The sequence below is a fragment of the Bacillus sp. KH172YL63 genome (assembly GCF_011398925.1).
Classification (GTDB): Bacteria; Bacillota; Bacilli; order Bacillales; family Bacillaceae_B; genus Rossellomorea.
Genome location: NZ_AP022842.1, coordinates 2,267,200 through 2,293,909 on the forward strand (window position 1 = coordinate 2,267,200; position 26,710 = coordinate 2,293,909).

Sequence of the window (26,710 nt, forward strand, 5' to 3'; positions counted from 1 at the left end):
ATTAGATTGAAAGACCATAATCTGTAGCGATTCGTGCTAAGCCGCCCTGGTATCCGGAACCGATTGCAGAGAACTTCCATTCTCCATTGTGGCGATATAATTCACCTACAATAATTGCCGTTTCAATCGAGAAATCCTCACCCAAATCATAACGGATGATTTCCTCATTGTTATCCTCATTCACGATTCTTACAAACGCATTAGACACTTGACCGAAGTTCTGGTTGCGCGCCTCTGCATCATGGATCGTGATGACAAATGAAATTTTTTCAACCGCTGCTGGAACAGCACTCAGGTTGACTTTCACTTGCTCGTCGTCTCCATCCCCTTCACCAGTAAGGTTATCACCAGTGTGCTCAACAGAACCATTTCCACCAATCAACTGATTGTAGAAAACAAAGTCCTTTTCAGAAGAACATTTACCGTTTGAATCAAGCAAGAAAATACTCGCATCCAAATCGAAGTCATTTCCACCATCGTACTTATTTGTATCCCAACCAAGACCAACCATTACTTTGGATAGACCAGGATTAGTTTTTGTTAAATCTACTTTTTGACCTTTTGATAATGTGATTGCCAAAATAATTCTCCCCTATCTTTAAGTTAAATTTTTTATCAGATTGTTTATTACGCAAACTTTTGAACGAGGTCTCCTACTTTCCCATCATTGGTCCCTGTTCCGACTGCAGCAAACTTCCACTCGTTTCCGTGTCTATAGATCTCTGCCACAATCAAGCTTGTCTTGCCTGAGTAGTTTTCTGTTAAATTAAACTTGATCAGTTCTTGCTTATCATTCATATTCACCACGCGAATAAATGCATTTTCAATCATACCAAAGTCTTGTTTACGTCTGTGGCAATCATAGATATTTACAACAAACACAAGCTTATTAATATGTTGAGGAACTTTTTGAAGGTCTACAAGGATTTGTTCATCATCCCCATCTCCAGCACCGGTCAGATTATCACCGGTATGATTGATACTTCCGCAATTACTTTTCAAGTTGCCGAAATAAATCAGATTTTTATTCTCAGTGAATCGATCATTCTCCAACATTAGGACAGATGCATCACAATCAATATCCGGAGTTCCACCGCCTAAACCGAAGAATCCGCTTTTCTTGACTTTAATAGGATCCCAACCAAGACCAACCATTAGTTTGGATAAACCGGCATTCCCTTTTGTTAAATCAATCCTTTGTCCTTTTTGTAAAGAAATTGACATTCCTCTTCACTCCTCTTCATTAGCAATACTACTAAACAATTTTTCGCTTTTTGTAGAATGATAGTGGTTTTTTTAGAAAATTGTAACACACACTATCCACATTCTACTAAAAACCTTTCATTAAATCTAGGATTCACTATATATAAATGAATCATGGGGACGGTTCTGTTGCTTCTTCGTTATGTAAAGGAAGTACGGAAACCGTTTTTAAATATGCGAATTGCCTGCTGATTCTTCGTAGACCTTCATTGAATTAATATAAAACTTCCTCCTCTTATTAGGCCTTACTATTATCTACGATTGAGACTGGGGTTGGTTTCATTATTTTTTATTGATTTGAAGATTGAGGGGATGCTGCGGATTTGGTAGATGGAGAAAAGGGTGGCTAATGTTCGTATTTAGAACTGTCTGAATTCATTCACAGGAAAGAATCCGTGTTGAAACTACAACACAAACAACCTCTTCTTTCCGAGAATGATATCTCCACTATTTCCCAAGCCTTCCTTGAGGCTAATATTACTGATCTTGAGGTCCGTGAAGAACACGTTCAGGCGTTAAAAGGCGCCACAACACCAAAATCAAATTGCGTCATCTGCCATAAAGCTGTGTCTGATAAAGTGAAAGCTTATTGTTTTGATCATCAGAAGAATATAAAAAAACTAGAATGAAAGTTTGGGGACGCTCCTTGTGAAAATAAAATATAGGAACCGTCCCCATATTTCTCACCGATGCCTCACCCTATAAATAACCGCAGCCAACAAATTTGCCAAAAAGAACAGCCCATTCCCCTGCATATTCTCATGAAGGACCAACTCGCCCGCATTCATCTCATCATACATCTCACCCTGCTTCTTCCCTTTCAACCTGTTCTTTTCTTCTTCCGCTTTCAATGCAACCAAGAAGCGGTACTGGATTGGTAAGATCAAGAGGGATATCAGTACATACAAACCGAAGACAGCTAAGAATATTGTCAATGTCATTTTTAACAACTCCTTGATTGAAATAATGATTCATATATGGATATACGTTTGACCTTGTAAAAAGTTCCAATACCAAAATATTTTTCGAGTTTGAAATTCTCCGTCTCAAAAAAAGAAGCACGGGAACCGTCCCCGCGCTCACTCCTCAATATAAGGCTGCTCCCTCAAATGGCTCGTGTGCTCCACCATCGCATAATAGAAGTGGTCATACTCGACCCATTTCAAAGGCACTTTCAATTGAAGCCCATTTTCTTTGTTGTAGACGCTGATATGCTTCTTATCATATGTCACTTTCTTGATGTCTTTCAATGGGATGCTTTCTTTCTTGGCTCCGCTCATTTTGATCAGGTCCCTGCCAACGATGGAGACGGTGCTCCTTTTATTCTTCCAAATTTCATAGATGGTGAGCATTCCGCCCAGCAGTGTGAAGGCGATGGAAATGAAGATTTCACCTGAGGTTATGCCATTGGTGAATGCCCGGATCCAGTGGCCGATAAGCAGGGCATAGAAGAACCACAGTCCTTTTGACAGCTTGGGAGAGCTGTCATAATAGACGGATTGTTCATGCTCCTGGGCGTTTTCTTCCCGTTTTTTCATGAACAGTTGTTTGTGCTCTTCGACTGAACGGCTGTTGAACGGTTCGAAATCAGTGTATGTTCCTTCCCACATGTCGGCACCGTCATCCTCTTCTTCCAGGACATAACCGCCGACCCACGCTGCCATTACTTCATCCCCGTTTGAGAAGCTCATGAGGAAGTAACGGAGGGGCTGGCCATAGGAATTCACGGTGTCGATGGAATCGACGACAGTGATTTCTTCCGGATAGAGTGTCATATGCTCCCCTTCCTCATCGGTCATGAATGCAAGATGACTGAACAGATGGGATTTGGCGAGGACCTGCTGTTTCGGTTCCACGGCAAAGACATGTTCTTTGTTATTCTCCGCCAAGCCCCAGTACAGCATTTCTGCACTTTCCACATTTGCAGAAAGAAATTGGAGCGTCTCCAGTTCGACCGGAATATTCTTATTCAGGCAGACCAAAGCAGCAATCGTGCTGATGCGTGGGTCCTTGAAACCGACTGCCTCTTTCAGCAGTGCTTCCGTCTCATCTGAATAATAGAAGTTCATCAGGTCTAGCAGCGTGTTGATCCGGTACCTCAGGGTGAAGTAGGAATCCCTCCACGAACGATACACGAATTCTGGCTTGTACTGTCTGTCATAAACAAGATATTCCTCACGGAGCTTCTGATAGTCTTCTATAAGGATCGGAAGGATGGTAGTTCTTTTGTAGCCGGGATCGACGCCTGAGTCGTTAATCGATGTCAGAAAGTCATAATACATATATTTATAATGAGGTGACTTCAGATTCTCCAACGTCTTCTCGACGATGCCCTTCACGAGTACCGGAAATTCACACAGCTCCTCGACTGGCAGATGGGCATCCCCTTCTTTCATCATGGAAATCGTCTTCTCTTGAAGCTCGTGGAAGATCCCCTCATCTTTCGTCGATAACAAACAGAGAAGGGCCCGTACCTTCGCATCCCTGTCCAATCCGTCGAAGGACTTCATGAGCTGGTCAATGATTTCCGGCATCGGGTAATCACAGACGAAATCAATCAGGGCAAGGGACGGATTATCCCAGCTGTCGACACGCTCCGGGAAAGGGGCAGCCGCCGACTTTACCATCTCCTCCAACAAATCAATCCGGATCTGCAGGTTGTCGTTTTCCTTCAATTCATACAAACTTCCTAAAGCATTGTACCGCTTTTCTTCATCAGGAATGTGCAGCTGCTTCATCAAACTTCTTATTTTCAACTCACTCATACGTTTCCCCTTCTCTAATAAATCCAGCATGTTTCTTAGTCATTTTATTATGGAAAAATACGGAGTACACGTGTCTTTGTACCTAGTAAACTAAAATATTTTTACAGTGGTACGAAGCGGTCTGAGGAGCATCAATCCTGCCTGCCATGCTACAATATGGTAGAAACTGTTCTTTCACACTAAAGGAGGAAATGATCATGTTCACAACCGTAAATGATTTCGTACAAGAATGGAAACGTGAAGCAGCCACAACCCAGAAAGTACTGGACGCACTCACCGATGAGTCGTTGAAGCAGGAAGTCGCTCCTGATATGTACAGCATCGGAAGCGTAGCCTGGCACATCACAGGTTCATCCTACTACTTCCCCGCTCAGCTCGGCATCATGTTCGAAGCACCGGACCTTCGCAAGGACGCTCCTGCTTCAGCTGCTGAAATCAGTGAAACATACAAATCTGTCAGCGACCGCCTTTCAGAAGCCGTTTCTGAGCAGGTAACGGATGAAAGAATGAACGAAATGGTGAACCTGTTCGGAATGGATATGCCGGTCCAGGCAGTCTTCCGCCTCTTGATCCAGCACCAGGCCCACCACCGTGGACAACTGACAGTCCTGATGAGACAGGCCGGAGTAAGAGTGCCTGGCGTATATGGCCCTAGTAAGGAAGAATGGGAAGCGATGAATGCCCAGAAGAGTTGATGGAGATGGGGCAGCCGGCTTTGGGCCGGCTGTTTTAGTATAACGATTGGTGATTGATGGATTCTCTTTAAGTTGAACGATGAACTTTTCATTGAAAGGGTGTATTCCATGGTTGGCTGCCAAACACATGAGAGCCTGGTGATTCTCATACATGAAATACATGGCGTTAATGATCACATGCATGATATAACCAAGAGAATAAGGAATTTAGGTGTAGATGTCTTGTGCCCGAATTTATATCCTTCTGGAACACCTGAGGGAGAAAGTGAAGAAGATCATTATAAGAGTTACTTTCAGCATATTGGAATTAAAAAAGCGAAAAATACCGTCATAGAGTTGGTCGACGAAAACAGAAAAAATTATAGAAACATTTATGTCATTGGTTTTAGTGTCGGTGCCACCGTTGCTTGGTTATGCAGTGAGCACCAGTATATTTCCGGGGTGATCTGTTATTATGGTTCGAGAATTAGAGATTATGTTCATATAAACCCAACCTGCCCCACACATCTATTCTTTTCTGATGTGGAAAAATCATTTGATGTACGCCATCTTTCAAAAGAAATTGAGCAAAAAGAGAATGACTATATCTCCCTTCATCTCTTTCATGCTTTCCATGGATTCGCAAATCCCTATTCACAAACGTTCTGCCAAAACGCCTTTCATCAATCATTTGCTCTATTAGAAAATGTATTAAATGGGCAAAAGATGCAAAAGTGATTTGGCAGAGATAAAATGAATAGTCGAAATGGCGATAAACCTTTTTCTTCTTCCTCGATGAATCCTAAGACATTTATGAATGTATTTCGAGCATGTTTCATCGTAAGTAAAGAATGCATAAAAGAACAAACCACCTAGAATGGTTTGTTTTTTATGGTTAATGTACTGAAGCAAACCCGTACATGAAAAAAATAAGAAATGAAACGTCAAAATGACTCCCTTAAAATTCTGTGCACTGCTGCTTTTTTCTTCCTTTAAATTTTTCAAAAAAGAAATGAAATTCACAAACCATAAAACTCCTAATATCGGAATCACAGCTAAGTATAAAAATAGCATATATAACCCCTTATTACCTGTTTATTGTCATAATCCCTGCCGGCCCCTCAACCCTCGCCATTTCCTCCCGAAGATCCCCAACCAGCAACTCTGCATCCTCCATATAAATCAACGCCTTCTCAACGATCTTCCTCTGTCCGAAATACCCTCTAGCGATCACTGGTTCCTTAAAGACGATTTCATACTTCAATTCATCCATCATCCCGAATACCCGGGTGAACACCCTTGGAAGCATGGCGACATGGAAGACGTTCTTTTCATGAATGATGGCCCCGCTTTCCTTATACTGCGTTCTGGCAGCCTGGATGAGAGCGATATCCTCTATATAAAAACGGAGTGACCTTCTTAACCCGATATCCATGATGACCTTATGTTTCAGGATCCTGATTGGGGAATTACGCACTAGGTTATAATCACCGAGCATATAAAGGACCGTGTAGACATGCAGGACGACCAGAATCTGCGCCCTTAATGGATCCACTTCCTTTAAGTAAATATGAAAGACGATGCCCTCGATGATTTGTTCGTGAAGTAGCGCGATGAACAGCCAGAAATAGTTCGATCCTTTATGGTAGGAATAGCTCCGGACTTCCGGGCTTCTTTCAGGTTTCACTTTCCACCTGAAGAGTGCATGGAAGAATACCAGTCCCTCTTTCTTCAGGATGGTCACAAACGGATTATGTTCCATATCTCCCCTTCTGTATTTCACGAACAGGATGACGGCACCTGCTTCAGCGAGAATGATGAGGATAACGAGTGAGATGATGAGTTGAGTGTCCATTGGCGGCTCCTTTGGGCTACTTTTTTTATCTGGAAAGCACTTGTTAAATATATTATATTATGTAATATAATGGTAGCACAAAAGAGGTATTTTACTAGTATTAAAGAAACGAGGACCAACACATGCCCATCGCAGAAAGAGACTACTGGAGAGACGACCGTTATCGCCCGAAGCCGAAGAAACCGTTCAAATGGTCATGGGGTGTAATTGGACTATTTGTGATCGCCCTGTTTGCCAGTGGATTGCAGATGAAAATTTATCAGGAGATCACCATCAATAAGGATCAGAACATCCGGAGCTACTTGCAGGAACGGGAGCAATACTTCAGCGCAAGTGATCAAAGTTATAAACAACTGCTCACGAAAGTGTACGCAGCGAAAGGCAACCTCTCTGCACTGATCGTGGACATAACGAAACGGATATGATGCTGACGGAACATGTTCTAAGACTGAAAGAACTGAATCCCCCGGGAGACTTCAAAGATCTCCATTTAAAAACAATCGAACTGTATGCCGTGAAACAGGCGGCGGTGGATTATTTGAAATCAGCTGCTTCCACAGGCTATCACCCTGAGATTCTCTCAACCTACATAGAAGAAAGCAATCGAAAGACAAGTGAGCTCCGGCCACTCATGATAGCTGGCCTGCAAAAAGCCGGCTTACGCTATCAAATCGAGCAGGATGGCACCCTCACCTATTGGGTGAAAGATCACCATGCCCGTTCCCTCGACTAATTGAATTTCTGCCAAAGAAAGGAGAGAGTTTATGAGAAACACAGGTGTCATCATCTCAAGCCTTGCCGTCCTCACCTTCTGTATCGTAAAGACAATCGAAGATGCAGTGAGTTATATAGCGATAGACGTATCTGTTTCCCTGAATTGGTTTACTTACGCACTGATATTCGCTGTCTTCCTCACGGGTGTCCTATTCATCCTCGAGGGACGGACCTCTAAAAAGGAATAGAACAAGAAAAACCGGACATCACTGATGCCCGGTTTTCTTATAGTTGGGATGGCAGCGTCTCTTTCAGACGCAGTGCCGCGACGATTCCTGCACATAGAGGCAGGCATGCCACCAGCCCGATTGCCCACGTCACGTTCAGCATATCGGTTAGGATCCCGGCGAACAATGCGCCGAATGCATAGCCGCTGTCTCTCCAGAATCGGTACACGCCCATGGAGGAAGCTCTCCACTCAGGCGCAGCCACATCGCTGATGGCCGCCTGCAGTGTCGGGTATACCATCGCCGTGCCGAGCCCGAGCAGAATCGCAGCCATTAGCCAAAGGCTGTAGTGATCCACCATCAGGATCAGCCACAGGGACACGGCCTGCAGCCACATCCCGCCGACAATCAGCCATTTCCGGCCGACTTTATCGCTTAAAGCCCCGGTGAACAGCTGGAAGAATCCCCATGAAGCAGGATAAACCGCGACCAGCACGCCGATCTCGGATACACTCAAGCCCACACCGGTAAAGAATAACGGAAACAGCCCCCAGGCCATTCCGTCCTTCAAATTCGTGCTCAAACCGGCGAATGTAAGGCTCGACAAACTTTTATTCCTGTAGGTCGTAGTCGTGAATACTTCCCTGGCAGACAGGGACGGACCTTTCTGCATCGATGCTTTTCTGTGAAGCGCCAAGTGGCCGCCTGTATCTTTTACCAAAAGAGATAGAATCAGACCGATCACGACAAGGAGGATGCCTATATAAAATGGCTCGGGACGGTTGGAATAGGTGGTGGCCACAAATCCGGATACAGCGGCCATGACTGCCACACCGGTGTAGCCTGCAAATTCATTCAGTCCCACTGCAAAGCCCCGCTGAGTCGGCTTTGCGACATCTATCTTCATATTCACCGTCATCGACCACGCCAGTCCCTGATTGATGCCGAGGAAGATATTCGCGACGACAATCATCCACCAGGACGCTGCAAAAATGACAAGCAATGGAACAACCAATCCGAACGCCCAGCCGATGAGCAGCACTTTCTTCCTCCCCAGCCGGTCGGCGATCGCCCCTGCGAAATAATTCACAACTGCTTTCGAGAATCCGAAACTGATGATGAATGATAATGCAGCACTTGTAGAAGCAAGTCCAAAGTCCGCTTCTCCAATGATCGGGAGGATCGTCCGCTCCAGGCCGACCATCGATCCGACGAAGAAATTCGTCACAACGAGGAGGATGAATTGCACGATGTTCTCTTTGATTCCCAGCTGTACGTTGTTCAATTGATTCATCTTCTTACCTCAATCCTTTTAACATCTTACATATTTCCGCTTGAATCCGATCCTCAAACGCTCCACCTGTTTCTGAATATCTTCATACGCATGCAGGACAGCGTTCTTTTTCCCTTCCCGCTTCATCTCCACCGGCCCGATCGCTTTCGCCGTCTCGAGGGCAGTCTCGTGGAGCGGGGCGTAGGAAACCCCGACAGTCGTGACAAAATTATTCATCGCTGATTTGGTCCTTTCCGGTGCGTCGTGGATCGATTCCTTCACCTGTTGAAGCATGCCTGCAAGCTTCTCCGTCGAAAACTCCTCATCCTTCCTGCTTCCGAGCAGCCAGCAATAACAGCTCCACCCTGCAGACATCTTCAGTTCTTCTCCGCTTTCGATCCATGCATCGGATACGTCCTGGGCAATGTCTGTTTCTGCCAAGGTGACCGCGACCACATAATCAGACAGCATGTAGAAATACGCCCCGTCGATCCAGCGCTCGAAGTCTTCAACGGTCATCGCTTTCGGATCGGCAATGACACCGGCAAAATACATGGCATCATAATTTCCCGTCGCATAGAGCTCCTCTGCCAACACCTGATCCTTCTTGATCTTTTTCGCGATCGGCTTCATCGCCCCTGTCGCAACCCCAAATACCGGCTCGCGGGCACCGTTCGATATGTACATCTTCTTGCTCCGTTCCTTGCCGAGTGCTTCAAGTTCTTCCATCACAGTTTCTTTGTTCACCGGGCACACCATCCTTTTCATACAATTGGCTTTTCCTTCTCATACTATATATCATATAACACCCCATAAAGAGAAACCAGCTTCTGAATCAGATGAAACCCCTTGTTTTGTAAGGATTCCGTAAAAATTCTCCATTCTCGACGCTTCATGCTTTCAATAAGAATTCTAATCTATTATAATAGCAGATAAGAATCATTATAATTATCACATAATTGTTAACTTTCGTGATAATGCATGCACCACCATTTTAAAACAGGAAGGTGATTGGTAAATGGAACACAATAATCGACCAGATCAAAAGGATCACACAGCTGCAGGTCAATGCCCTGTCACACATCACAAGGACAGCGCGATCACGACGACGACTGCTCCAGGCGGGACGACGAACCGTGACTGGTGGCCGAACATGCTCAACCTTAACATCCTTCGTCAGCACGACCGTAAGTCAAATCCGATGGGAGAAGACTTCAATTATAAGGAAGAATTCGCGAAGCTTGATTACGATGCGTTAAAGCAGGATCTTCATAATCTGATGACAGACAGCCAGGATTGGTGGCCTGCCGATTATGGGCATTACGGTCCCTTCTTCATCCGGATGTCATGGCACGCAGCAGGTACATACCGTGAAACCGACGGCCGCGGGGGAAGCTCAACCGGTGCACAGCGTTTCGCGCCGCTTAACTCCTGGCCTGATAACGTTAACTTAGATAAAGCAAGACGCCTTCTATGGCCGATCAAACAGAAATACGGCAACAAGATCTCCTGGGCCGACCTGCTTGTACTGACAGGTAACGTCGCACTTGAGTCCATGGGATTGAAAACATTCGGTTTCGGTGCCGGCCGCGAGGATATTTGGCATCCTGAAGAAGATGTATATTGGGGATCTGAGAAGGAATGGCTTGCAGACAACCGCTATTCCGGCGACCGTGAGCTAGAGAACCCGCTTGCTGCCGTGCAGATGGGTCTGATCTACGTGAATCCGGAAGGCCCTAACGGCGAGCCTGATCCACTTGGAAGTGCACGAGACATCCGTGATACATTCGGCCGCATGGGCATGAACGATGAAGAAACCGTTGCACTCGTTGCCGGCGGTCATACGTTCGGTAAAGCCCACGGTGCCGGTGACGCTTCCCTAGTCGGAGACGATCCGGAAGCAGCAGACGTCGAGCACCAGGGCTTCGGCTGGCAGAGTTCTTACGGAAAAGGAAAAGGCCGTGACACGATCTCAAGTGGTGTGGACGGCGCCTGGACGACGAACCCGACTACATGGGACAACGGCTACTTCGACCTTCTGTTCGGATATGAGTGGGAGCTGACGAAGAGTGCAGCAGGCGCATCTCAATGGGCACCTGTCGGCATGACGGAAGAACATATGGCACCTGATGCCGAAGATCCATCCATCAAAGTGAAGACGATGATGACGACTGCCGATATGGCGCTCCGCATGGATCCGGATTACGAGAAGATTTCCCGCCGCTTCCATGAGAACCCTGAAGCGTTCGCCGATGCGTTCTCACGTGCATGGTTCAAGCTCCTTCACCGTGATATGGGACCGAAAGCAAGATACTGGGGTCCTGAAGTGCCGGCAGAAGACTTGATCTGGCAAGATCCGGTCCCTGCAGTGGATTACGATCTTTCTGACGCAGAAGTTGCTTCATTGAAACAACAAATCCTTGAAACCTGCTTAACCGTCAGCGAGCTTGTGAAGACGGCATGGGCGTCTGCAAGCACTTACCGTGGATCCGACATGCGCGGCGGCGCTAACGGTGCACGTATCCGCCTTGCCCCGCAGAAAGACTGGGAAGCGAACGAACCTCATCAGCTTGAAAAAGTACTCGGCGTCTTCGAAGAACTGCAAAGCAAGCTCGACAAAAAAGTCAGCCTTGCTGACCTGATCGTCCTTGGCGGAAATGCAGCCATCGAAAAAGCCGCTAAAGACGCAGGCTATGATGTGACCGTTCCATTCTCCCCTGGCCGCGGTGATGCGACACCTGAACAGACCGATGCCGATAACTTCGGTGTATTGGAACCTGTATCAGACGGATTCCGCAACTACCAGAAGCAGAAATACGCTGTCAGCCCGGAAGAAATGCTTGTTGACAAAGCACAATTACTCGGCCTGACCGCCCCTGAAATGACGGTTCTGATCGGCGGTATGCGTGCACTCGGCGCCAACCACGGCGACTCGAAGCACGGTATCTTCACTGACCGTGTCGGCACGCTGAACAACGATTTCTTCGTGAACCTGCTTGATATGGGGATCGAATGGAAACCGGCCGGCTTCAACGAGTACGAAGGCCGCGACCGCAAAACAGGCGAAGTCGTCCGCACAGCTACACGCTTCGACCTCGTCTTCGGTTCCAACTCCGTCCTCCGTGCACTTGCAGAAGTGTACGCCCAGGATGACAACAAAGAGAAATTTGTGAACGACTTTGTTGCCGCGTGGGTGAAAGTGATGGATGCAGACCGGTTTGATTTGAGATAAATTGAATGGAAAAACGCCTCTTCGGTTTGGGAAGAGGCGTTTTCTTTTTGGGGTATTGGGTTTGGGTGGTTGGTTGCTGGTTGGTGCTGCGTGCGGATGGTGAGTTTTCGACAAAGAGATCATATATTTGAGAATAGGATCATATTTCAGGATTCGGGATCATATTTTAAAAATCACGCTCATAAATCTGAAATCAGGCTCATATATTTTTATTTCGGCTCATATATCGGGCCGGGACCCTCATTTTTCCAATATATACCATTTCTAGCAGTCTATTTTTCTCCAAAACGACCTGAAAAGACTAATTTCCCTTTTAAAACCTTTCAAAAAGACCAAAACTGCAGTCATTTCCGGTTCACAAGCAACATTTCCGTCCCCAACAGCCGCTCCATAAAAACCGGCAGAAACGATCACACCACGCTATCCCCCAACTATGCCCCAATCCGCTCCTCAACCGCAGCCTCTTCCACACTACCAGTTCGCTTCTCCAGCTTATACACCAGTACGCCGCCGATCAGCAAGCCGATGCCAAGGATTTTTTCCCAGGACAGGGATGAAGGCTCAAATCCGAACCATCCGCCTGTGTTGACGACAAATGCGATGGTGATCTGTGAGATGAGTGCGATGGAGATCGCGTACGCCGGTCCGATCAGGGTGACGCCCCGCATTAGGAAGAATACGATGCCGACGCCGAATACGCCGCTGAACAGGAAGACCGGGTTGACTCCGCTGAAGTCGAGGATGCTTTTGTCTTCCATTGTATAGAAAACGGGCAGTGAACAGACGAGGCCGAGGCCGAGTACGAGGCTCGTTGTCGCCCACGGGCCTGTTTTTTCACTGACACGTGCGTTGAATACGTTTTGTAAGCTGATTAAAATGCCTGCCATGATGGCAAGTCCTACTCCGTACATGTTGGACCCTCCTTATTCATAGATGTTTCCTTTAGCAAGGATGCTGAGTTTTTCAAGGTTTTTGATGGTGATGGAGCCGTTGACCCGGTCGATCAGGTCGTCTGAGGCCATCTTCTTCAGTACTCGGTTGAGGTGGCGGTAGCTTGTGCCGATCCATTCGGCGAGTTCCATCAGGTTGGATGTGTGCATTTCCTGATGAAACATCGTCCCTTCCCCTGCTTCTGAGATCGAGAGCAGGTAGCTTGCGAGCCTCACTTCAACCGGATATAGCATGTGCATGCTTGTTGCGTGGGACTCTGTGTAGAATTTATGGGCGACGGTATCAAACAGGAAGCGGATGATCGCCGGATGTTCACGTTCAAGCCTTGATAAATCCTTGAACGGGAGCGATATGAACACCCCGTCGGTCACCGCTTCCACCGAGTTGATGACTGCACTTCCCTTTGCATATTCCACATCGCCGAGCACCGCAAGCGGACGCTTGAACCGGTTGATGAGCATCTTGCCGTCCGGTGTATTGGTGAAGATTTTGATTTTCCCCTTCGTCAGGAAATACAGTTCATGAAATGCTTCCCCTGCAGAAAACAGCACATCGCCTTTTTCAAACCCGTACACTTTGATAAGGGATCGGAAATCTTCTGGAAAGTACCGCTCGAGCTCAAATTCTTTTAACATAGTATCGGGCTCTGCCCCTTGAATTTCTTTCATATCAGAACCTCTTTTCTACAATTGAAGCAGAATGACGCCTGCAAGCATCATTGAGAGACCGGCGATCTGCCTCTTTGTGACCGGGATCCGCTTTTCACCGAACCAGCCCCGTGATTCAATAAGAAAGGCTGTTCCGATCTGTGCCACGAGCAGGATCGCGATCGCGGCTGCGGGCCCGATCATATGGATGGCCGTCAGTTCAGAGAACACGACGAGCACGCCGAATGATCCTGCGATCAGGTATAGAAACGGGACCTGCCGGAAGCTCTTCCCTTTCCCGTCCCTTACTTTCATATAAATCGTTATGGCGATCGCGAAGGCGACAAGATGGACGATCGACGTCGTATGCCAGCCTCCGATCGCGTCACTCATTCTGGCATTAAAGATTCCCTGCATGGTGATACAAAGACCGCCAAGCAGCGCAAATAAAGCACCTTTCATCGTTTCTCCTCCTATTCTTCGTACTATTAAACAGGAGGGAGGAAATTTGTGAAAGGACATATGTCCTAAGCTTATACGTTTTTCAATGATGATAACCTTTTCATCAAAAAAAAGATAGAAATAAGGGATTTCCCCCTATTCCTATCCTGTCGGAAGCAGAATCGTCGTTTTCGTTCCGACCCCTTTTTCACTGGAAATCTGTACTTCCCCGTTCATCGCTTCAATGACCCTGAAGACCACCATCATGCCGAGGCCTGTCCCCTTTCTTTCCTTTGTGGAGAAATAAGGTTCACCTAGGCGTGTGATCTGAAGCGGGGTCATCCCGATTCCTTCATCTTGGATATGTATGCGCACTGTTTGATTATGTACTTCGGAGGTGATGTGAATTTCTCCCCCTTTCGGCATCGCTTCTATACTGTTTTTCATAATATTGACGAGTGCCTGTATATATAGTCCCGCATTCCCTTTCACCACTTCATTAGACATACGGGACGAAATCACGACATTATTCAGGTTGGCAAGCGGCTGCATCACATGGATCGCTTTCTCCATCATGTTCTTTGCAGATAGGTTCTCCACCTTATCAGGGGCAGGTTTAGCGAATGTGAGGTAATCATGAATGATGTCGGTCGCCCTGTCCATCTCTTGTATCGCAACGTCCAGGAATTGCTTCTCCTTCTCAGTAATATCAGCTGATTCCTGTACCATCTGCACAAAACCTCTCGAAGAAGTAAGGGGATTCCTGACTTCATGGGAGATGCTTGCTGCCAGGTGGCTGACTACCTCTACTTTTTCCATCCGGATAAGCTTCGTGAGGAGAAGGTGCTGTGTATGAAAATATTCTACTAAATAGACCGTTAGAAGCATCCCTAAAATGTGAGTGATGATGAATGAAAACATGAAGCCAAAGGTAAGAAGGTCATTGAATAATAGGTGTATGCTAAGCAGGACTCCTGAACAGGTAAGAAAAACTAACGTAGAGGTGAGCAACAGCCGGATCCGGATCTTGTTACGATTAAATAACGGGCGGGTCCACATACAAACCAAGTATAGGACAGGAATCGCAATGATCGGTATCCACATCCCCTCTCCCCCGTGTATTGCCCTGATCATGATTGTCAGTAATCCTAAGACAGCCGCTGTGAATGGATGGGCATAAAAACATGCCAGAATAAATGAAATAAAACGAAGGTCAAATATGAGGCCGGCACTGATTTTAAAAGGAAACAGCATGCATAACAGAATCGCAAATCCTAAAGAGATGAACATGACAAATTCATTTCGTCGATTGTATCTGAGCGGTTGGTTAAGCCAGAACTGCATAAAAAGGATGGATAAAAATATAACAAGTAAATTGATTAAAAAGTGCTGCATCCCCACATAAACGTCCCCCTTACTTCTGTAATCCCATTATATCGAATGTAGGACACGGCGACTACACTAATATCAAAACATTCACATTTTTCCGTATGACTCATGGGAATCCGGCACATACTACCATATTGACATAATCAAAGAGGTGGGCGCGATGGATGACTTGAAAGTAAGGGCAGAGAGACTTCTCGCCGGGATGCACGACAGCTCAGATGTGAAAACCAGATATTTGAAGCATCCGGGGGAGCACCCGTTTGCCTGCATCCTTTACATAGACGGGATCGTCGATACTCCCTCCATTCAGGAACATATCATCGAGCCGCTCCTGAATACGCCGGATGCGCCGTCCCTCCCTTCGTTGCTTGAGGTGCCTGAAATAGAATATGTAAACGAAGCCCAATCTGTCGAAAAACTGGTGAACGGTGCGACCATTCTCCTTTTCAGCGGAAACGCTGACATGATTGCGGCAGATACGTCTAAGTGGCAGGAACGGTCGATCACAAGCCCAAAGGGACAGCGGACGATTGAAGGGCCGGATATCGGATTCACCGAAAGCCTGGGCACGAACGTGGCCCTTCTCAGGAAATATATTAAAAATCCTTCCCTTCATGTGGAGACGGAGACGTACGGACAGCATACGGGGACGTCTGTTTCCCTTGTCTATTTGGAAAATATGGTCGACCCCGATATCCTTGCCAATATAAAGGAAAAGCTTGCAGAAATATCGATCGATTCCATCATCGGATCCAATTACATCGCAGAATATTTGACGAAGGAATCGAAAACGATCTTCCCCCTCGTCCTCAATTCGGACCGACCGGACGTTGCCGCTGCGGAAGTCGTCGAGGGACGGGTGTGCATCATCGTCGACGGGACACCGTTTGTTTTGATCGCACCTGCTGTTTTCATCCAGTTCTTTCAGTCTGCAGATGATTATTACATCAACTCGGCAGCATCCGGGCTTGTAAGGCCGTTCCGTTTTCTGTTTTTCTGGATATCCCTTTACATTCCTGGATTATACGTCGCATTTACCACGTTTCATAAAGGGCTGCTGCCGGTGAATCTGCTTGTCGGCTTCCTTGCCCAGAGGGAAGCCGTGCCGTTTCCAACTGTATTCGAAGTCCTTCTCGTCCTGCTGTTGACCGAGGCGATTTATGAAGCTTCAAGCAGGCTTCCCCAAAGCGTCGTCATCACGATTTCCTTGTTTGGGGCAATCGTATTCGGACAGGCGTCGGTCGAAGCACAGCTGGTGCAGCCGATTACCCTGGTGGTCATCAGTACGGCCTTCATTTTATCAAGCATCATCCCGATCGCGGCCATGGGCTATGCGACCCGCATCATCAAGCTCAGCCTGATATCTGTCGGCGCCCTGCTCGGCTTATACGGCATCGCCCTGTATACGTTGATATTACTGGTGCATCTCTGCTACCTGCGTTCGTTCACCGTTCCGTACCTTGCACCGATTGCGCCATTTACAGGCCGGGACATTTCGAAGGATGTGTTCTTCCGAAACCCGATCCCTGACATCAACAAAACGGTGCCTGCTTTTCATAAAGAAGAACCACTTGAGGAACAGCCGGATAAGGAGAAGAAGTCATGAAGCTGTCTAATATACGTCTCGTCTTCTTTGTTTTCATCATCCTGGGTGCCGTCGTTGTCGGCCATTTGCGGACAAACTCCCTGAATGAAATCGAACTCGTATCAGGCATCGGCATCGACAGGCAGGATGACGCCTACTCCGTCACCCTTCAAGTGTTCAACCCATCAGCCAACCAGAAGAATTCGGTCGATCCGACTGGCGGCTTCACCTATACACAGACCGGCAGTACGATTCCGGAAGCCATCCAGAAAATTAAAAAAGACAGCCTGAAAGAACCGATCCTTGATACCCTTCAAGTCGTGGCTTTGAGCGATACTCTGGCGAAAGAAGAAGGGTTGGAGAAGTCCCTTGACTTCCTGATCCGGGACCCCCGGGTGTCGTCCAATGTCAGCACCATCATCATCAGGGACGTGTCGCCTGAGGTGTACCTCACCCTGTTCACGCCGCAGCAGAAGCTTTCGTCACTCTACACGAACATCATGATCAAAAATGCGAAAGATGTGTGGGGAAAACTCGTGAACACTTCCTCTGAAAGGATCAAGAGCTATCTCGAAGACCACACATCCGATTTCGTCATCCCTTATGTGGAGATCCACGGGGATGTGGAGAAAGGCTTATCCAAAGCCAACATCGAAGATTTCACCCCCGACGTCCATGTGTCTCTCGAAGGCTTCGTCACGTTTAAAGGAGACAAGGTGCAAACCTTTCTGACGCAAGAAGAAAGCAACACGCTCGCACTGATAAAAGGGATCAACCAGGTAGTGTCGATCTCGACCCCCTGCCCCGATGCTGAAGAAGATTTCACCATTGATACGATCAACACCTCCTCCTCTCTAAAAGTGAAGGGTGACCATACCGTCTCATTGCAGGTCAAGGTCGAAGGAAATCTTGAACAGCTTTCCTGCAAAAAACAGCTTCCTGCAAATGAAATGAAAAAGGTGCTTCAGAATCAGTTGAAAAAAAAGCTCACCTCTGATATCGAGGCGCTGATCAAGAAAGCCCAGGAAGAAGGAACCGATATAGTCGGCGTGAAGGATGCCTTCTACCGGCAGGAACCAAAAGTGTGGAAAGAAAAGAAAACTGATCCCCACTTCTTTTCAAATGTGAAAATCGAGACCGATGTGAATGTCGTATTCATCCGATTCGGTCATATTAAGTAGTAAGGAGGTAGATACCATGAACAAAGCATTCATCTCACCATTTGAACTGGGCTCGATGATGCTTCTCTTTCTGACAGGAAGCACAATCGTCGTCGGCTTGAATTTCTCTGCCATGGAAGGGAGCATCCTCGCCATCCCGTTTGAGGTCGGATTCGGGATTGGCCTGTTCTACTTCTACCTCCTGATCATGAAAAAAAGCGGCTGGAAGGACTTCCTTCCTTTATTAGAAATGGGCTTCGGCTCGTTTTTATGTAAAATTCTTGCCGTTCTGTACAGCATGTATTTTCTCTACATCGCTGCCCGGGTGCTGAACGACTTCTCTTTTTTCACCACCCAGATCCTCTATCCCGATTCGTTGAAATGGGTCGCAGCCGTCCCGTTCCTCCTTGTCGCCGGCTACTGTGCGATGCTCGGGATCGAAGCGATTGCAAGAAGCGCCATCATCATGACCTTCTTTTCTTTTATCATCCTGATCGCCCTCTGGCTGCTCGGATTCCTGTCCGATGAATTTCAGGCAACCTATCTCATGCCCTTATTTGCACAAGGCTTCAAACCGATCCAGAAAATGATCTTTCCGACCGGGCTGACGTTCCCTTTCGGCGAGCTCGTCGTCTATCTCGTGCTTCTCCCCCTCGTCCACGGGAGAGAAAAACTGAAGAAAACCGCCTGGATCCCGATCACAATCGCAGGCGTCATTCTGATGATCACCATGGAGCTGGTCATCGGCATCCTTCATGCCCCTTTTGCCAACACCTACTATTTCCCGTTTGTGAAAGCGATGGAAATGGTCACTTATCTCGATCTCGTCGAACATCTTGAAATCTTCACCTACCTCCTCCTCATCGGCGGGGGCTTCATGAAGATATCCGTATTCCTGTACGCGGCGAGGTCGGTTCTCACCCAATTATTCCAGGTGAAACAAAAGAATTGGCACGTCATCCTGCTCCTCGTCGCCGTCTACCTCCTCTCCCTTCACCGGAGCAGTGACATCACCGATCCTCTGTATGTAGGGCTGAAGCTCGTCCCCTACTATCTTCATATTCCGATACAGTTCATCATTCCGCTTGTTCTTGGGGTGGTGGTGTTTTGGAGGGGGAGGAAGGTGGGGTGAAAGAAAAAGAGAGGCATATCCCGGACGGGGGATTTGCCTCTCTTTTTAATGATTTTGTCACTTCTGAGCAGGAGAATGTTTCACCATCAACCAAGCCAACGAAAGAAAACTCCCCGCAGCGATCACAAACAAAAATGAGATCGTCCACTTTTCATTCCCCTGTACACCAAGATAATACCCAAGTGCGGCGAAGAGAATTCCCGCAAGCAGTAAAAGCATTTTTTTCATCCATCATCACCCCTTCAAGAAAATGATTCCATATCCTCACTGACTCTTCAATCTTTTTCCACACCTAGTCCCCACGCCAAATACCCAATGATCCACTCGGTCTGTTCTTTCAGCTGGATGCTTTCCGCGTCGAGGATGGCATGGTCCATCGCCAATCCGTCGATGTGGGAGATGAGTGCCTTTGCCAGTACTTCAGGAGCATAACGGGGCTTGAACTCTCCTGCTTCCACCCCTTTTTCGATGATGTCTGTCATCCATTCGTATGCTTGTTGATACCTCTTCCTTGCATGTTCCTGCCTGCTGCTGTGATTCCTTCCGGTGATGAAATATTCCAGTTTGGAAGGAGCGAGGGGGTCCATTTCATCGGACGGCTCTTTGTTTTCACCGAGAAAACTCATCAGGAGAACGTCCCAGTAAGAGTCGTGATGTTTTGACATCTCATCGATGGCGTCGATGAACTGCTCCTGGATCACGGCTTCGAAGAGATCTTCCTTGTTATCGAAGTAGAGGTACAATCCGCCCCGGCTGACCCCGGCCTCATCCATCACGTCTTTCATCGTCGTATGTTCATAGCCTTTCTTGATGAATACCCGTCTGGCCGCATTTATCAGGTCAGAGCGACGCTGTTCCTTGTGTTCCCGGCTGACTTTCGGTGACATCGTTCTCCTCCTTTCCGACTTTGTTCCGCGCAGCGATCGATATGATGGAAATCAGGATGAGCAGTGAACTCGTCACGATAAATGAAGGGATGATCCCGATCACCGTGGCAAGGGCGCCGCCTGCGAGCGGCCCGATGATCGTCGCCGTTGTTGTCGTGCTGTTGACGACCCCGAACACCCTTCCTGTCATATGGACCGGCGTTTTTTCCTGTGCTGCCGCCTGGAAAGGGATGAACACAAACCCTGCCGATCCGCCTGCGATCAGCGCAAGAAACGGTACCCAAAGAATTGACCATCCTAGATCATAATGGGTCAGAATCGCCATCGGACCGAATCCCGCACTGATGCCGAGTACGCCGTAACACATATAAAGGAAGGCATTGTATTCGGTTTTCTTCGAAAGATAAATCCCCGTAAGAAGCATCCCAACACCGGCACAGGTTACTGCGTACCCGAACAGATCAGGTGAAACGTCCGTGAGCTGCCTGATCAGCACGATAATCTGAGAATCGGACAGTTGAAGGATCAATAAACTGACCCCTAAGAGAAACAACCCGTACAGCAAAAAGCTGCTGCTCCGGATAAACGTGAACCCGACCTTGATTTCCTCTTTGAATGAAGACTTTTCCCCTTTCTTCTCCTCTTCCCTCTCCCGTTCATTCACTGCTTTTGGCAGCAGGAAAATCAGGACCGCCGATAGGAAAAACGTAGCCGAATCGAGGTAAAACACATTGTACGTGCCAATCACCGAAACCAGAATCCCGCTCACAAGCGGGCCGATGATCTTCGTACTCGAATCGATCGTGGACGAAATCGACATCGCCCCTTTGATGTGCTCGTCTGAAACGATTTCTTTCAACTTCCCATTTTTCGCCGGAATGAACACGGATGAAAACATCCCGACAAGAAACAAACAGCCGTACACCATCCACACATTTGTCGCAAGCGTCAGAAGCAGGATGAGTACACCCCTTGTTACATCAGAAAACACCATCAATGTTTTCCGTTCCATCCTGTCTGCAATCGTCCCGGTCAGAGGTCCGAGCAGTGCCATCGGCAGCGCAAGGCTAAGGATGACCAGCGACATCTGCATCGGCGTCGCCTCCCATTTCAAGCCAACGAGCGTGATGATCGCGATGATGCTCAACCAGTCCCCCAGTCCTGAAATCGCCTGTGCCGTCATCAACGTGATGAACGGCTTATTTTTCTTCAAAGAACCTTCCATTTTCCAAATCCCCTTTTTAAAAAGACATGAATGTCGTTTTCCTATATTCATCATATCGACACCAGTGTCTTTTTACCACTGTTTTTTAAAATTTTCTAAATATATGTATAATAGTCTTATCATAGTTTGAAAGGAAGATAACAATGGCCACTCCAGTGAATATCGATGAACTTGCTCAGGAAATGCAATCGGGATTTGAGATCATGGTAACCTTCCTCCATCTCGAATCCGGATCGATCGTCATGATTCAAGAGGAAATCTTTCGTCAGGCGGCGGATGAGGAGCCGGTGGAAGAGCTCGAGGACTGGGAGCAGATCGAATACAGAGCAGCTCAGGATATTCTCCTCCACCCGGACCACTACATTGAATTCCCTGATAGAGATGAAATCAACGAATACCGCATGATGGAGCGCTTCTGTTTGTCGTTGGAGGAAGGACGTGCCCGTGATCGCCTGCTTTCCGCCATCCGCGGGAAAGGGGCTTTCAGCAGATTCAAAGACGGGGTGATGTCCATAGGAATGAACGATGAATGGCAGTCGTTCAGAACCGAGTGTTACCGTGAATTTGCGAAGAAATGGTGTGAGATGAACGGAATCCCCTATGAATAATGTGAAAGCCCTGCCCCAGTGAAGCGGAGGCAGGGCTTTCATCTTACATTGTATCTTTAAATTTCTGCGGCTTCGTTACATAGCTTTCAATGATAAAACCGCAGTCTGTACAGAGAATATGCTCAATTTCAGAGCCGAAGCTCAATTTCTTGTTCACAGGAGACATCACTGCATAGCCTGAATGCATCCCTTTTCCAAGGTCCGTCCCTCCGCACTTTGGGCAGCGCGCTGTTTGTTCTTCCATGGAGATCATATCCTTTCTATTGTTGAAGGCAGCCGTATTTGATCAGCTGGAAATATTGATCGATTTCCGGGAGCATTTCTTCGCTCAGTTGTTCGAAATCGATCGGTTTGTTTTGGTAGAGGGCAATATATTTCTTCGTGACATGCTCCAATGCCATCATCGTTAAGTTCATCACCGCTTCAGGGGAGGTATGGTCTTTCAGGAGCGCTGCGTCGAGCAGTTTCCCCAAGTACTGGTCTCCGTAGCTGTCTGCATTCTTCTGGAGCAGCTCCTGGATTCCCTCTTCAAGCCCCACCGGCGGATTCAGCATGGCGTTGGTGACGAGGTTCGTTTCCTGGCTGTATTGAAGCTGGACCCGTAGCTTGGTAAGAATCACTTCCCGGGTCCGCTCGAAGAAATCGTCTGCCTTCACACCTTCCAGCTCTTCCATCAGACGGTCTCCGATCAGGCGCCGGCAATGATCGACCACATAGAGATACAAGTTCTTTTTGTTTTTAAAATAATGAAACAGAATCCCTTTCGATATCCCTGCTTTTGACGTAATCGTATCAGTCGACGTCTTATCAAAGCCTGTTCGGCCAAATTCTTCTATGCAAATCGACAGGATGGCCTGCTTCTTTTCTTCTGGCAATTTCTCAAAGTTCGGGTACAATGTACAACCTCCACCATTACGATGCGATATCTTTCCTATTGTAATGAAGGAATGTGCCTACTCCACCGAGGAGGATGATTCCTGTCATGATCAATAAGTAAAGCGGACTGAGAGCCTGATCGGCAATAAGCTCCGGCGCATCGACGTATTTGAATACACTTATATATTTTAACATATCCAAATCCTCTGAGATGCCAGACATGATGCTTAAAATGTATGAAATGAATACAACACCGAGGGAAGCTGCCGTAATCGTACGGGATTTCTTCATCACCGCAGACAGCAGGAACGCGATTGCCGCGAACGTCAAATGAATCAGGATCGTTGCTCCGATGAATACAGCATGTATCTTAAACGGCATTCTTTCATCCGCAAACTGAAAGCCGATCAAGCTGATGATCACAATCACCCCATTAAGGAGCAGGATATTCGTGACGACCGCCATTGCCTTTTCCGCCACAATCCGTGCCCGGGAAACCGGCTTTGACAGAAGGAACTCTATCGTCTTTTCATTCTCTTCCTTGGCAATGATGTTCGACGACAGCATCACGGCGAACAGACTGCCTAGCAGCGTCGTATACATGTGAACCTGCATCCCGTAATAGCCGACGATCGTCCCGAGATCCAATCGGTCCATGCTGAATGCCTTTTTGAATTCCTCAGGATACGCATCGAGGAACTGAGTCATCGTTTCCTGCTCTTTCGAAAACTGGGGAAAAATGCTCAACGTCATCAGAATCAAGCCCCCGATGACCACACCCCAGATGATCAGTGACTTCATATTTTTCTTTAACTCACGTTTATACACCAACATTTCCTTCACCTCTCCTATTCATAAAAATGCATGAACACTTCTTCCAACGATGGTTCCTCAATCGTCACATCCACGATATCCATCCCGTGCAGGTGCCCGAGGAGTTCCTTCACTTTTCCGTTATAAAGTAGATTGATCTCCTTGCCGTTTTGCCTGCATTCCTTGATGCCGGCAAATTCAAGTTCTGCAAGATCTTCAGTTTCCACCACCATATGGATCCGCTTCAGATTATTTTTCGTGAGCGTCTCCACCTTTTCGACGGCAACCAGCCTGCCTTCCTTGATGATCGCCACCCTGTCACACAGCTTCTGCACTTCACTCAGAATATGTGACGAGAAGAAGATCGTCGCTCCTTTTCTGTTTTCTTCCTCCAACAGCTCAAAGAACACATTTTGCATCAACGGATCCAATCCACCGGTCGGTTCATCGAGGATCAACAGCTTCGGCTCATGAAGAATCGCCTGAATGATCCCGACCTTTTTCCGATTTCCGAACGACAAATCTTCAATTTTCTTATGAAGATCAAGCTGCAGCCTTGCTGCCAGTTCATGAATTCTGTCCGTGTTCTTATACTGATGAAACTTTGCCGAATACAGCAGCAGGTCGATCGCCTTCATATCATCGTAATAATGCACCTCTGACGGCAGATACCCAACCCGTTTCCGGATTTCCTTCGAGTCGGTCGTAATGTCCTTCCCAAACACCGTCGCGTGGCCGCCTGTCGGCTGGAGAAAGTTCAGAAGCGTCCTGATCGTCGTACTCTTCCCCGCCCCGTTCGGACCGATGAACCCGAAGATCTCCCCTTCCTGAATGGAAAAAGTCACATCTTCAATTCCACGACCCTTTCTATACGCCTTTGTCAGCTCTTTCATTTCAATTACATTCATCATCATGACCCCTTTTGAGGATGTATTGACTGGTTAGTCAATTTGATTATAAAAGTAGATTGACTCATTAGTCAATACTTTTTTCGCCACCTTCCTCAAATGAATATAGTTGACAGTAAACCGACCGGTATGGTTACATATTGATAAAGTATACCGAACGGTTTAATTAAGGAGGAATTATTTTGATAACTAAACAACAGAAACATTTCTTCGCTGCAGTTGGGTTCATTCTTATGTGGAGTTCTGGCTTTATTGGAGCCCGTCTCGGAACGGAGGAAGCCAATTCGATGACGGTTCTAATGTGGCGGTTCATTGTGGCCAGCGTGGTTTTGGCTATATGGTGGGGATGGACACAACGAAAAAGATTTTCCATCAAAAGCGTCATCACACAAAGCATGATCGGTTTGTTCGCTCAGGGAGGCTACCTATTCTGCGTATTTCTATCCGTGGAACAAGGGGTTTCGGCCGGGACATCAAATTTGATCACGACGCTTCAGCCGATCGTCGCAGCAGCCTTGGCCGGTCCCATCTTGAAAGAAACGACCACCAGCAAGCAATGGGTAGGCTTATTTCTTGGAATTTTTGGCGTCTTATTTGTGGTATATGCTGATTTAGGCGGAGGTCGTCACATTCCCCTGTGGGCTTATGGACTTTCATTCTTCGCCATGCTCTCCCTCGTGTTTGCCACTTTTTTCGAAAAAAGAATCCAGAATCCTGTTTCTCTTGCAGATGCACTGCCCATCCAAACGGTGATCAGCGCACTCCTTTTCACCGGTCTCGGCATATTCACAGATCAGGCAATGCCTCCTTCATCCCCAGATTTCTGGATGGCGATTGCATGGTTGGCGGGGTTTTCAACAATTGGCGGCTATGGATTTTATTGGTTCAACCTGAAAATAGGCAGTGTGACCAGGGTGAGCAGCCTCCTCTATCTCACGCCTCCCGTCACAATGATCTGGGCATATGTCATGTTCGGTGATACAATCGGTTTTCTTACAATTGCAGGAATGATAGTATGTATGATAGGTGTAGTGATTATTAGAAAAAGATGATATTACTTTTCGAAGAACTGTAAAAGGGTGTGAAGTGTATGGAAAACACCAAAATGACGCCTGCCGCTAAAAGGATCCTAGAGGCAGCTTCCGACTTATTTTATTGGAAAGGAATCCATTCAATCGGTGTCGAAACCATTGCGAATGAAGCAGGCGTGACAAAAAAGACACTGTATGACCGTTTCGGTTCCAAAGAGCAATTAATCGTTGCATACTTAAAAAACCGAGATCAACAATGGAAAAACCATCTTACCGGCTATCTACAAGCAGTTCCGGACCAAGAGCCCCTGCAGAAAATCCTCACCATATTCGATGCGCTGGAAAGTTGGTTGAACCAGCACAATCAAAGGGGATGCGCATTTGTCAATGCACTGGCAGAACTGACGGAAGACAACCATCCTGGAAAAACGGTTATCCTTGAAGAAAAACAATGGCTAAAACAACTATTCTCGTCATTCCTCCAGGAGTTGAATCTAACCGATGCTGAAGATATCAGCGAAAGATTGCTCATCCTTCATGAAGGTGTCACAGTCACTTTTTCCATGAACCTCTCACAAAGAGGTGTGCAATCAGCAAAAGAAACAGCTGTACTGTTGATAGAAGCAAATAAATAAATAGATAAGAAAAAGCCAGGGTGCGGCGTCACCCTGGCTTTTCTAGTATATCGGAATCCTTTATTTTATCTTATTCCCATTACAAAGATTCCTAGAGAAATCGGCGAAGCGACAAGAAATTGCATTTAAACCGTCTTAATAACATCCCCAACATATACAAGCCCAAACGGCAGGATCATCGTAAGCACACCGACGGAAATTGAATACCTGCCGAACAGCTTTGCAAGCTCCTCCCTGTCCCTCTTGAAAACGTCTTGTAAGACAGCAGGAACTCAAAAAGAGCCCAGGCAAGGGAATGAACAACCTGGCTGATTTAGTGGGGAGTATGAACTGGAAAACAACAGGCATTTCCCTGCTTCTGTTGATTTTGGGGACAATAATATTTTTACTGTGTTTTTAATGAAAATGTTATTCCCTCA

The 26,710-nt window shown here is 47.0% G+C and carries 31 protein-coding genes and 1 pseudogene; 15 read left to right on the forward strand and 17 right to left on the reverse strand.

The features are described 5' to 3' along the window. Position 1 precedes the first annotated feature (1 nt). Both KH172YL63_RS11420 and KH172YL63_RS11425 read right to left on the reverse strand, forming a co-directional pair. Entirely contained in the window at positions 2-580 is a 579-nt protein-coding gene (locus tag KH172YL63_RS11420; RefSeq protein ID WP_173106217.1) for a TerD family protein, read from the reverse strand. Positions 581-627: 47 nt separating this feature from the next. Continuing rightward, positions 628-1,224, reverse strand: coding sequence for a TerD family protein (locus tag KH172YL63_RS11425; protein WP_173106218.1), 597 nt, complete (start codon positions 1,222-1,224; stop codon positions 628-630). Between the two features lie 434 nt (positions 1,225-1,658). Here KH172YL63_RS11425 and KH172YL63_RS11430 point away from each other — a divergent pair, with 434 nt between their 5' ends. Next, a complete protein-coding gene (locus tag KH172YL63_RS11430; RefSeq protein WP_173106219.1) occupies positions 1,659-1,892 on the forward strand; it encodes a hypothetical protein in 234 nt (77 codons plus the stop codon). A 54-nt stretch (positions 1,893-1,946) separates the two neighbouring features. On the opposite strand, the gene KH172YL63_RS11435 is transcribed toward KH172YL63_RS11430, so the two are convergent. Beyond that, entirely contained in the window at positions 1,947-2,204 is a 258-nt protein-coding gene (locus KH172YL63_RS11435) for a DUF3949 domain-containing protein (RefSeq protein WP_173106220.1), read from the reverse strand. A 138-nt stretch (positions 2,205-2,342) separates the two neighbouring features. Beyond that, positions 2,343-4,028, reverse strand: a complete 1,686-nt coding sequence (locus KH172YL63_RS11440; protein WP_173106221.1) for a hypothetical protein — start codon at positions 4,026-4,028, stop codon at positions 2,343-2,345. Between the two features lie 197 nt (positions 4,029-4,225). Here KH172YL63_RS11440 and KH172YL63_RS11445 point away from each other — a divergent pair, with 197 nt between their 5' ends. Next, positions 4,226-4,723: a DinB family protein gene (locus tag KH172YL63_RS11445; RefSeq protein WP_173106222.1), complete on the forward strand. Its 498-nt coding sequence runs from the start codon at positions 4,226-4,228 to the stop codon at positions 4,721-4,723. 72 nt (positions 4,724-4,795) lie between these two features. Then, the gene (locus tag KH172YL63_RS11450; RefSeq protein ID WP_173106223.1) at positions 4,796-5,440 is read left to right on the forward strand and encodes a dienelactone hydrolase family protein; all 645 of its coding nucleotides are present in this window, start codon (positions 4,796-4,798) and stop codon (positions 5,438-5,440) included. Between the two features lie 349 nt (positions 5,441-5,789). Here KH172YL63_RS11450 and KH172YL63_RS11455 read toward each other — a convergent pair whose 3' ends face one another. After that, positions 5,790-6,557 (reverse strand): hypothetical protein, encoded by a 768-nt coding sequence (locus KH172YL63_RS11455; RefSeq protein WP_173106224.1) that lies wholly within the window; start codon positions 6,555-6,557, stop codon positions 5,790-5,792. A 122-nt stretch (positions 6,558-6,679) separates the two neighbouring features. Between KH172YL63_RS11455 and KH172YL63_RS11460 the strand changes: the two genes are divergently transcribed. From KH172YL63_RS11460 to KH172YL63_RS11470, 3 genes are read left to right on the forward strand one after another with little or no spacing between them, the layout of a single operon-like run. Continuing rightward, positions 6,680-6,982 carry a hypothetical protein gene (locus KH172YL63_RS11460; protein WP_173106225.1) on the forward strand — a complete coding sequence of 101 codons (303 nt, stop codon included), beginning with the start codon at positions 6,680-6,682 and terminating at the stop codon, positions 6,980-6,982. Beyond that, positions 6,982-7,290, forward strand: coding sequence for a hypothetical protein (locus KH172YL63_RS11465; RefSeq protein WP_173106226.1), 309 nt, complete (start codon positions 6,982-6,984; stop codon positions 7,288-7,290). Before KH172YL63_RS11460 ends, KH172YL63_RS11465 begins: the two co-directional genes overlap by 1 nt. A 31-nt stretch (positions 7,291-7,321) precedes the next feature. Beyond that, positions 7,322-7,519: a hypothetical protein gene (locus KH172YL63_RS11470; protein WP_173106227.1), complete on the forward strand. Its 198-nt coding sequence runs from the start codon at positions 7,322-7,324 to the stop codon at positions 7,517-7,519. Between the two features lie 37 nt (positions 7,520-7,556). On the opposite strand, the gene KH172YL63_RS11475 is transcribed toward KH172YL63_RS11470, so the two are convergent. Continuing rightward, on the reverse strand, positions 7,557-8,792 hold the full coding sequence (locus tag KH172YL63_RS11475; RefSeq protein ID WP_442858726.1) for an MFS transporter: 1,236 nt from the start codon (positions 8,790-8,792) through the stop codon (positions 7,557-7,559). 18 nt (positions 8,793-8,810) lie between these two features. Continuing rightward, the gene (locus KH172YL63_RS11480) at positions 8,811-9,518 is read right to left on the reverse strand and encodes a DNA alkylation repair protein (protein WP_173106228.1); all 708 of its coding nucleotides are present in this window, start codon (positions 9,516-9,518) and stop codon (positions 8,811-8,813) included. Between the two features lie 271 nt (positions 9,519-9,789). Between KH172YL63_RS11480 and katG the strand changes: the two genes are divergently transcribed. After that, positions 9,790-12,003, forward strand: coding sequence for a catalase/peroxidase HPI (gene katG, locus KH172YL63_RS11485; protein ID WP_173106229.1), 2,214 nt, complete (start codon positions 9,790-9,792; stop codon positions 12,001-12,003). Between the two features lie 431 nt (positions 12,004-12,434). Here katG and KH172YL63_RS11490 read toward each other — a convergent pair whose 3' ends face one another. The 4 genes from KH172YL63_RS11490 to KH172YL63_RS11505 all read right to left on the reverse strand — a co-directional run bounded on the left by KH172YL63_RS11490 (position 12,435) and on the right by KH172YL63_RS11505 (position 15,437). After that, positions 12,435-12,914, reverse strand: a complete 480-nt coding sequence (locus KH172YL63_RS11490) for a DMT family transporter (RefSeq protein ID WP_173106230.1) — start codon at positions 12,912-12,914, stop codon at positions 12,435-12,437. Positions 12,915-12,926: 12 nt separating this feature from the next. Continuing rightward, positions 12,927-13,622: a Crp/Fnr family transcriptional regulator gene (locus tag KH172YL63_RS11495; RefSeq protein WP_173106231.1), complete on the reverse strand. Its 696-nt coding sequence runs from the start codon at positions 13,620-13,622 to the stop codon at positions 12,927-12,929. 15 nt (positions 13,623-13,637) lie between these two features. Continuing rightward, positions 13,638-14,063 carry a DMT family transporter gene (locus KH172YL63_RS11500; RefSeq protein ID WP_173106232.1) on the reverse strand — a complete coding sequence of 142 codons (426 nt, stop codon included), beginning with the start codon at positions 14,061-14,063 and terminating at the stop codon, positions 13,638-13,640. A 141-nt stretch (positions 14,064-14,204) separates the two neighbouring features. Continuing rightward, positions 14,205-15,437 (reverse strand): ATP-binding protein, encoded by a 1,233-nt coding sequence (locus tag KH172YL63_RS11505; RefSeq protein WP_173106233.1) that lies wholly within the window; start codon positions 15,435-15,437, stop codon positions 14,205-14,207. A gap of 154 nt (positions 15,438-15,591) precedes the next feature. On the opposite strand from KH172YL63_RS11505, the gene KH172YL63_RS11510 reads away from it, so the two are divergent. From KH172YL63_RS11510 to KH172YL63_RS11525, 4 genes are read left to right on the forward strand one after another with little or no spacing between them, the layout of a single operon-like run. Then, a complete protein-coding gene (locus KH172YL63_RS11510; RefSeq protein WP_173106234.1) occupies positions 15,592-17,037 on the forward strand; it encodes a spore germination protein in 1,446 nt (481 codons plus the stop codon). Continuing rightward, a complete protein-coding gene (locus KH172YL63_RS11515) occupies positions 17,034-18,197 on the forward strand; it encodes a Ger(x)C family spore germination protein (protein WP_173106235.1) in 1,164 nt (387 codons plus the stop codon). Before KH172YL63_RS11510 ends, KH172YL63_RS11515 begins: the two co-directional genes overlap by 4 nt. 16 nt (positions 18,198-18,213) lie before the next feature. Next, entirely contained in the window at positions 18,214-19,308 is a 1,095-nt protein-coding gene (locus KH172YL63_RS11520; protein WP_173106236.1) for a GerAB/ArcD/ProY family transporter, read from the forward strand. Further along, the gene (locus tag KH172YL63_RS11525; protein WP_173106237.1) at positions 19,305-19,562 is read left to right on the forward strand and encodes a hypothetical protein; all 258 of its coding nucleotides are present in this window, start codon (positions 19,305-19,307) and stop codon (positions 19,560-19,562) included. Before KH172YL63_RS11520 ends, KH172YL63_RS11525 begins: the two co-directional genes overlap by 4 nt. Before the next feature lie 21 nt (positions 19,563-19,583). On the opposite strand, the gene KH172YL63_RS11530 is transcribed toward KH172YL63_RS11525, so the two are convergent. Both KH172YL63_RS11530 and KH172YL63_RS11535 read right to left on the reverse strand, forming a co-directional pair. After that, entirely contained in the window at positions 19,584-20,195 is a 612-nt protein-coding gene (locus KH172YL63_RS11530) for a TetR/AcrR family transcriptional regulator (RefSeq protein ID WP_173106238.1), read from the reverse strand. Next, the gene (locus KH172YL63_RS11535) at positions 20,149-21,420 is read right to left on the reverse strand and encodes an MFS transporter (protein WP_173106239.1); all 1,272 of its coding nucleotides are present in this window, start codon (positions 21,418-21,420) and stop codon (positions 20,149-20,151) included. The genes KH172YL63_RS11530 and KH172YL63_RS11535 overlap by 47 nt, the downstream gene beginning before the upstream one ends. A 143-nt stretch (positions 21,421-21,563) precedes the next feature. On the opposite strand from KH172YL63_RS11535, the gene KH172YL63_RS11540 reads away from it, so the two are divergent. Continuing rightward, positions 21,564-22,028, forward strand: a complete 465-nt coding sequence (locus KH172YL63_RS11540) for a UPF0158 family protein (protein ID WP_173106240.1) — start codon at positions 21,564-21,566, stop codon at positions 22,026-22,028. Between the two features lie 43 nt (positions 22,029-22,071). On the opposite strand, the gene KH172YL63_RS11545 is transcribed toward KH172YL63_RS11540, so the two are convergent. The 4 genes from KH172YL63_RS11545 to KH172YL63_RS11560 are packed head-to-tail and all read right to left on the reverse strand — an operon-like array spanning position 22,072 to position 24,625. After that, the gene (locus KH172YL63_RS11545) at positions 22,072-22,272 is read right to left on the reverse strand and encodes a transcription initiation factor TFIIIB (protein WP_173106241.1); all 201 of its coding nucleotides are present in this window, start codon (positions 22,270-22,272) and stop codon (positions 22,072-22,074) included. A gap of 16 nt (positions 22,273-22,288) precedes the next feature. After that, positions 22,289-22,924: a TetR/AcrR family transcriptional regulator gene (locus tag KH172YL63_RS11550; RefSeq protein WP_173106242.1), complete on the reverse strand. Its 636-nt coding sequence runs from the start codon at positions 22,922-22,924 to the stop codon at positions 22,289-22,291. 16 nt (positions 22,925-22,940) lie between these two features. Continuing rightward, positions 22,941-23,738, reverse strand: coding sequence for an ABC transporter permease subunit (locus tag KH172YL63_RS11555; RefSeq protein ID WP_232066003.1), 798 nt, complete (start codon positions 23,736-23,738; stop codon positions 22,941-22,943). 14 nt (positions 23,739-23,752) lie between these two features. After that, positions 23,753-24,625 carry an ABC transporter ATP-binding protein gene (locus tag KH172YL63_RS11560; protein WP_173106243.1) on the reverse strand — a complete coding sequence of 291 codons (873 nt, stop codon included), beginning with the start codon at positions 24,623-24,625 and terminating at the stop codon, positions 23,753-23,755. Positions 24,626-24,807: 182 nt separating this feature from the next. On the opposite strand from KH172YL63_RS11560, the gene KH172YL63_RS11565 reads away from it, so the two are divergent. The 3 genes and pseudogenes from KH172YL63_RS11565 to KH172YL63_RS21620 all read left to right on the forward strand — a co-directional run. After that, positions 24,808-25,677, forward strand: coding sequence for a DMT family transporter (locus tag KH172YL63_RS11565; protein ID WP_173106244.1), 870 nt, complete (start codon positions 24,808-24,810; stop codon positions 25,675-25,677). Positions 25,678-25,715: 38 nt separating this feature from the next. Further along, positions 25,716-26,291 carry a TetR/AcrR family transcriptional regulator gene (locus KH172YL63_RS11570; RefSeq protein ID WP_173106245.1) on the forward strand — a complete coding sequence of 192 codons (576 nt, stop codon included), beginning with the start codon at positions 25,716-25,718 and terminating at the stop codon, positions 26,289-26,291. A gap of 268 nt (positions 26,292-26,559) precedes the next feature. Then, positions 26,560-26,691 (forward strand): annotated as a pseudogene (locus KH172YL63_RS21620) (DUF6366 family protein); the annotation flags it as partial. Positions 26,692-26,710 lie beyond the last annotated feature (19 nt).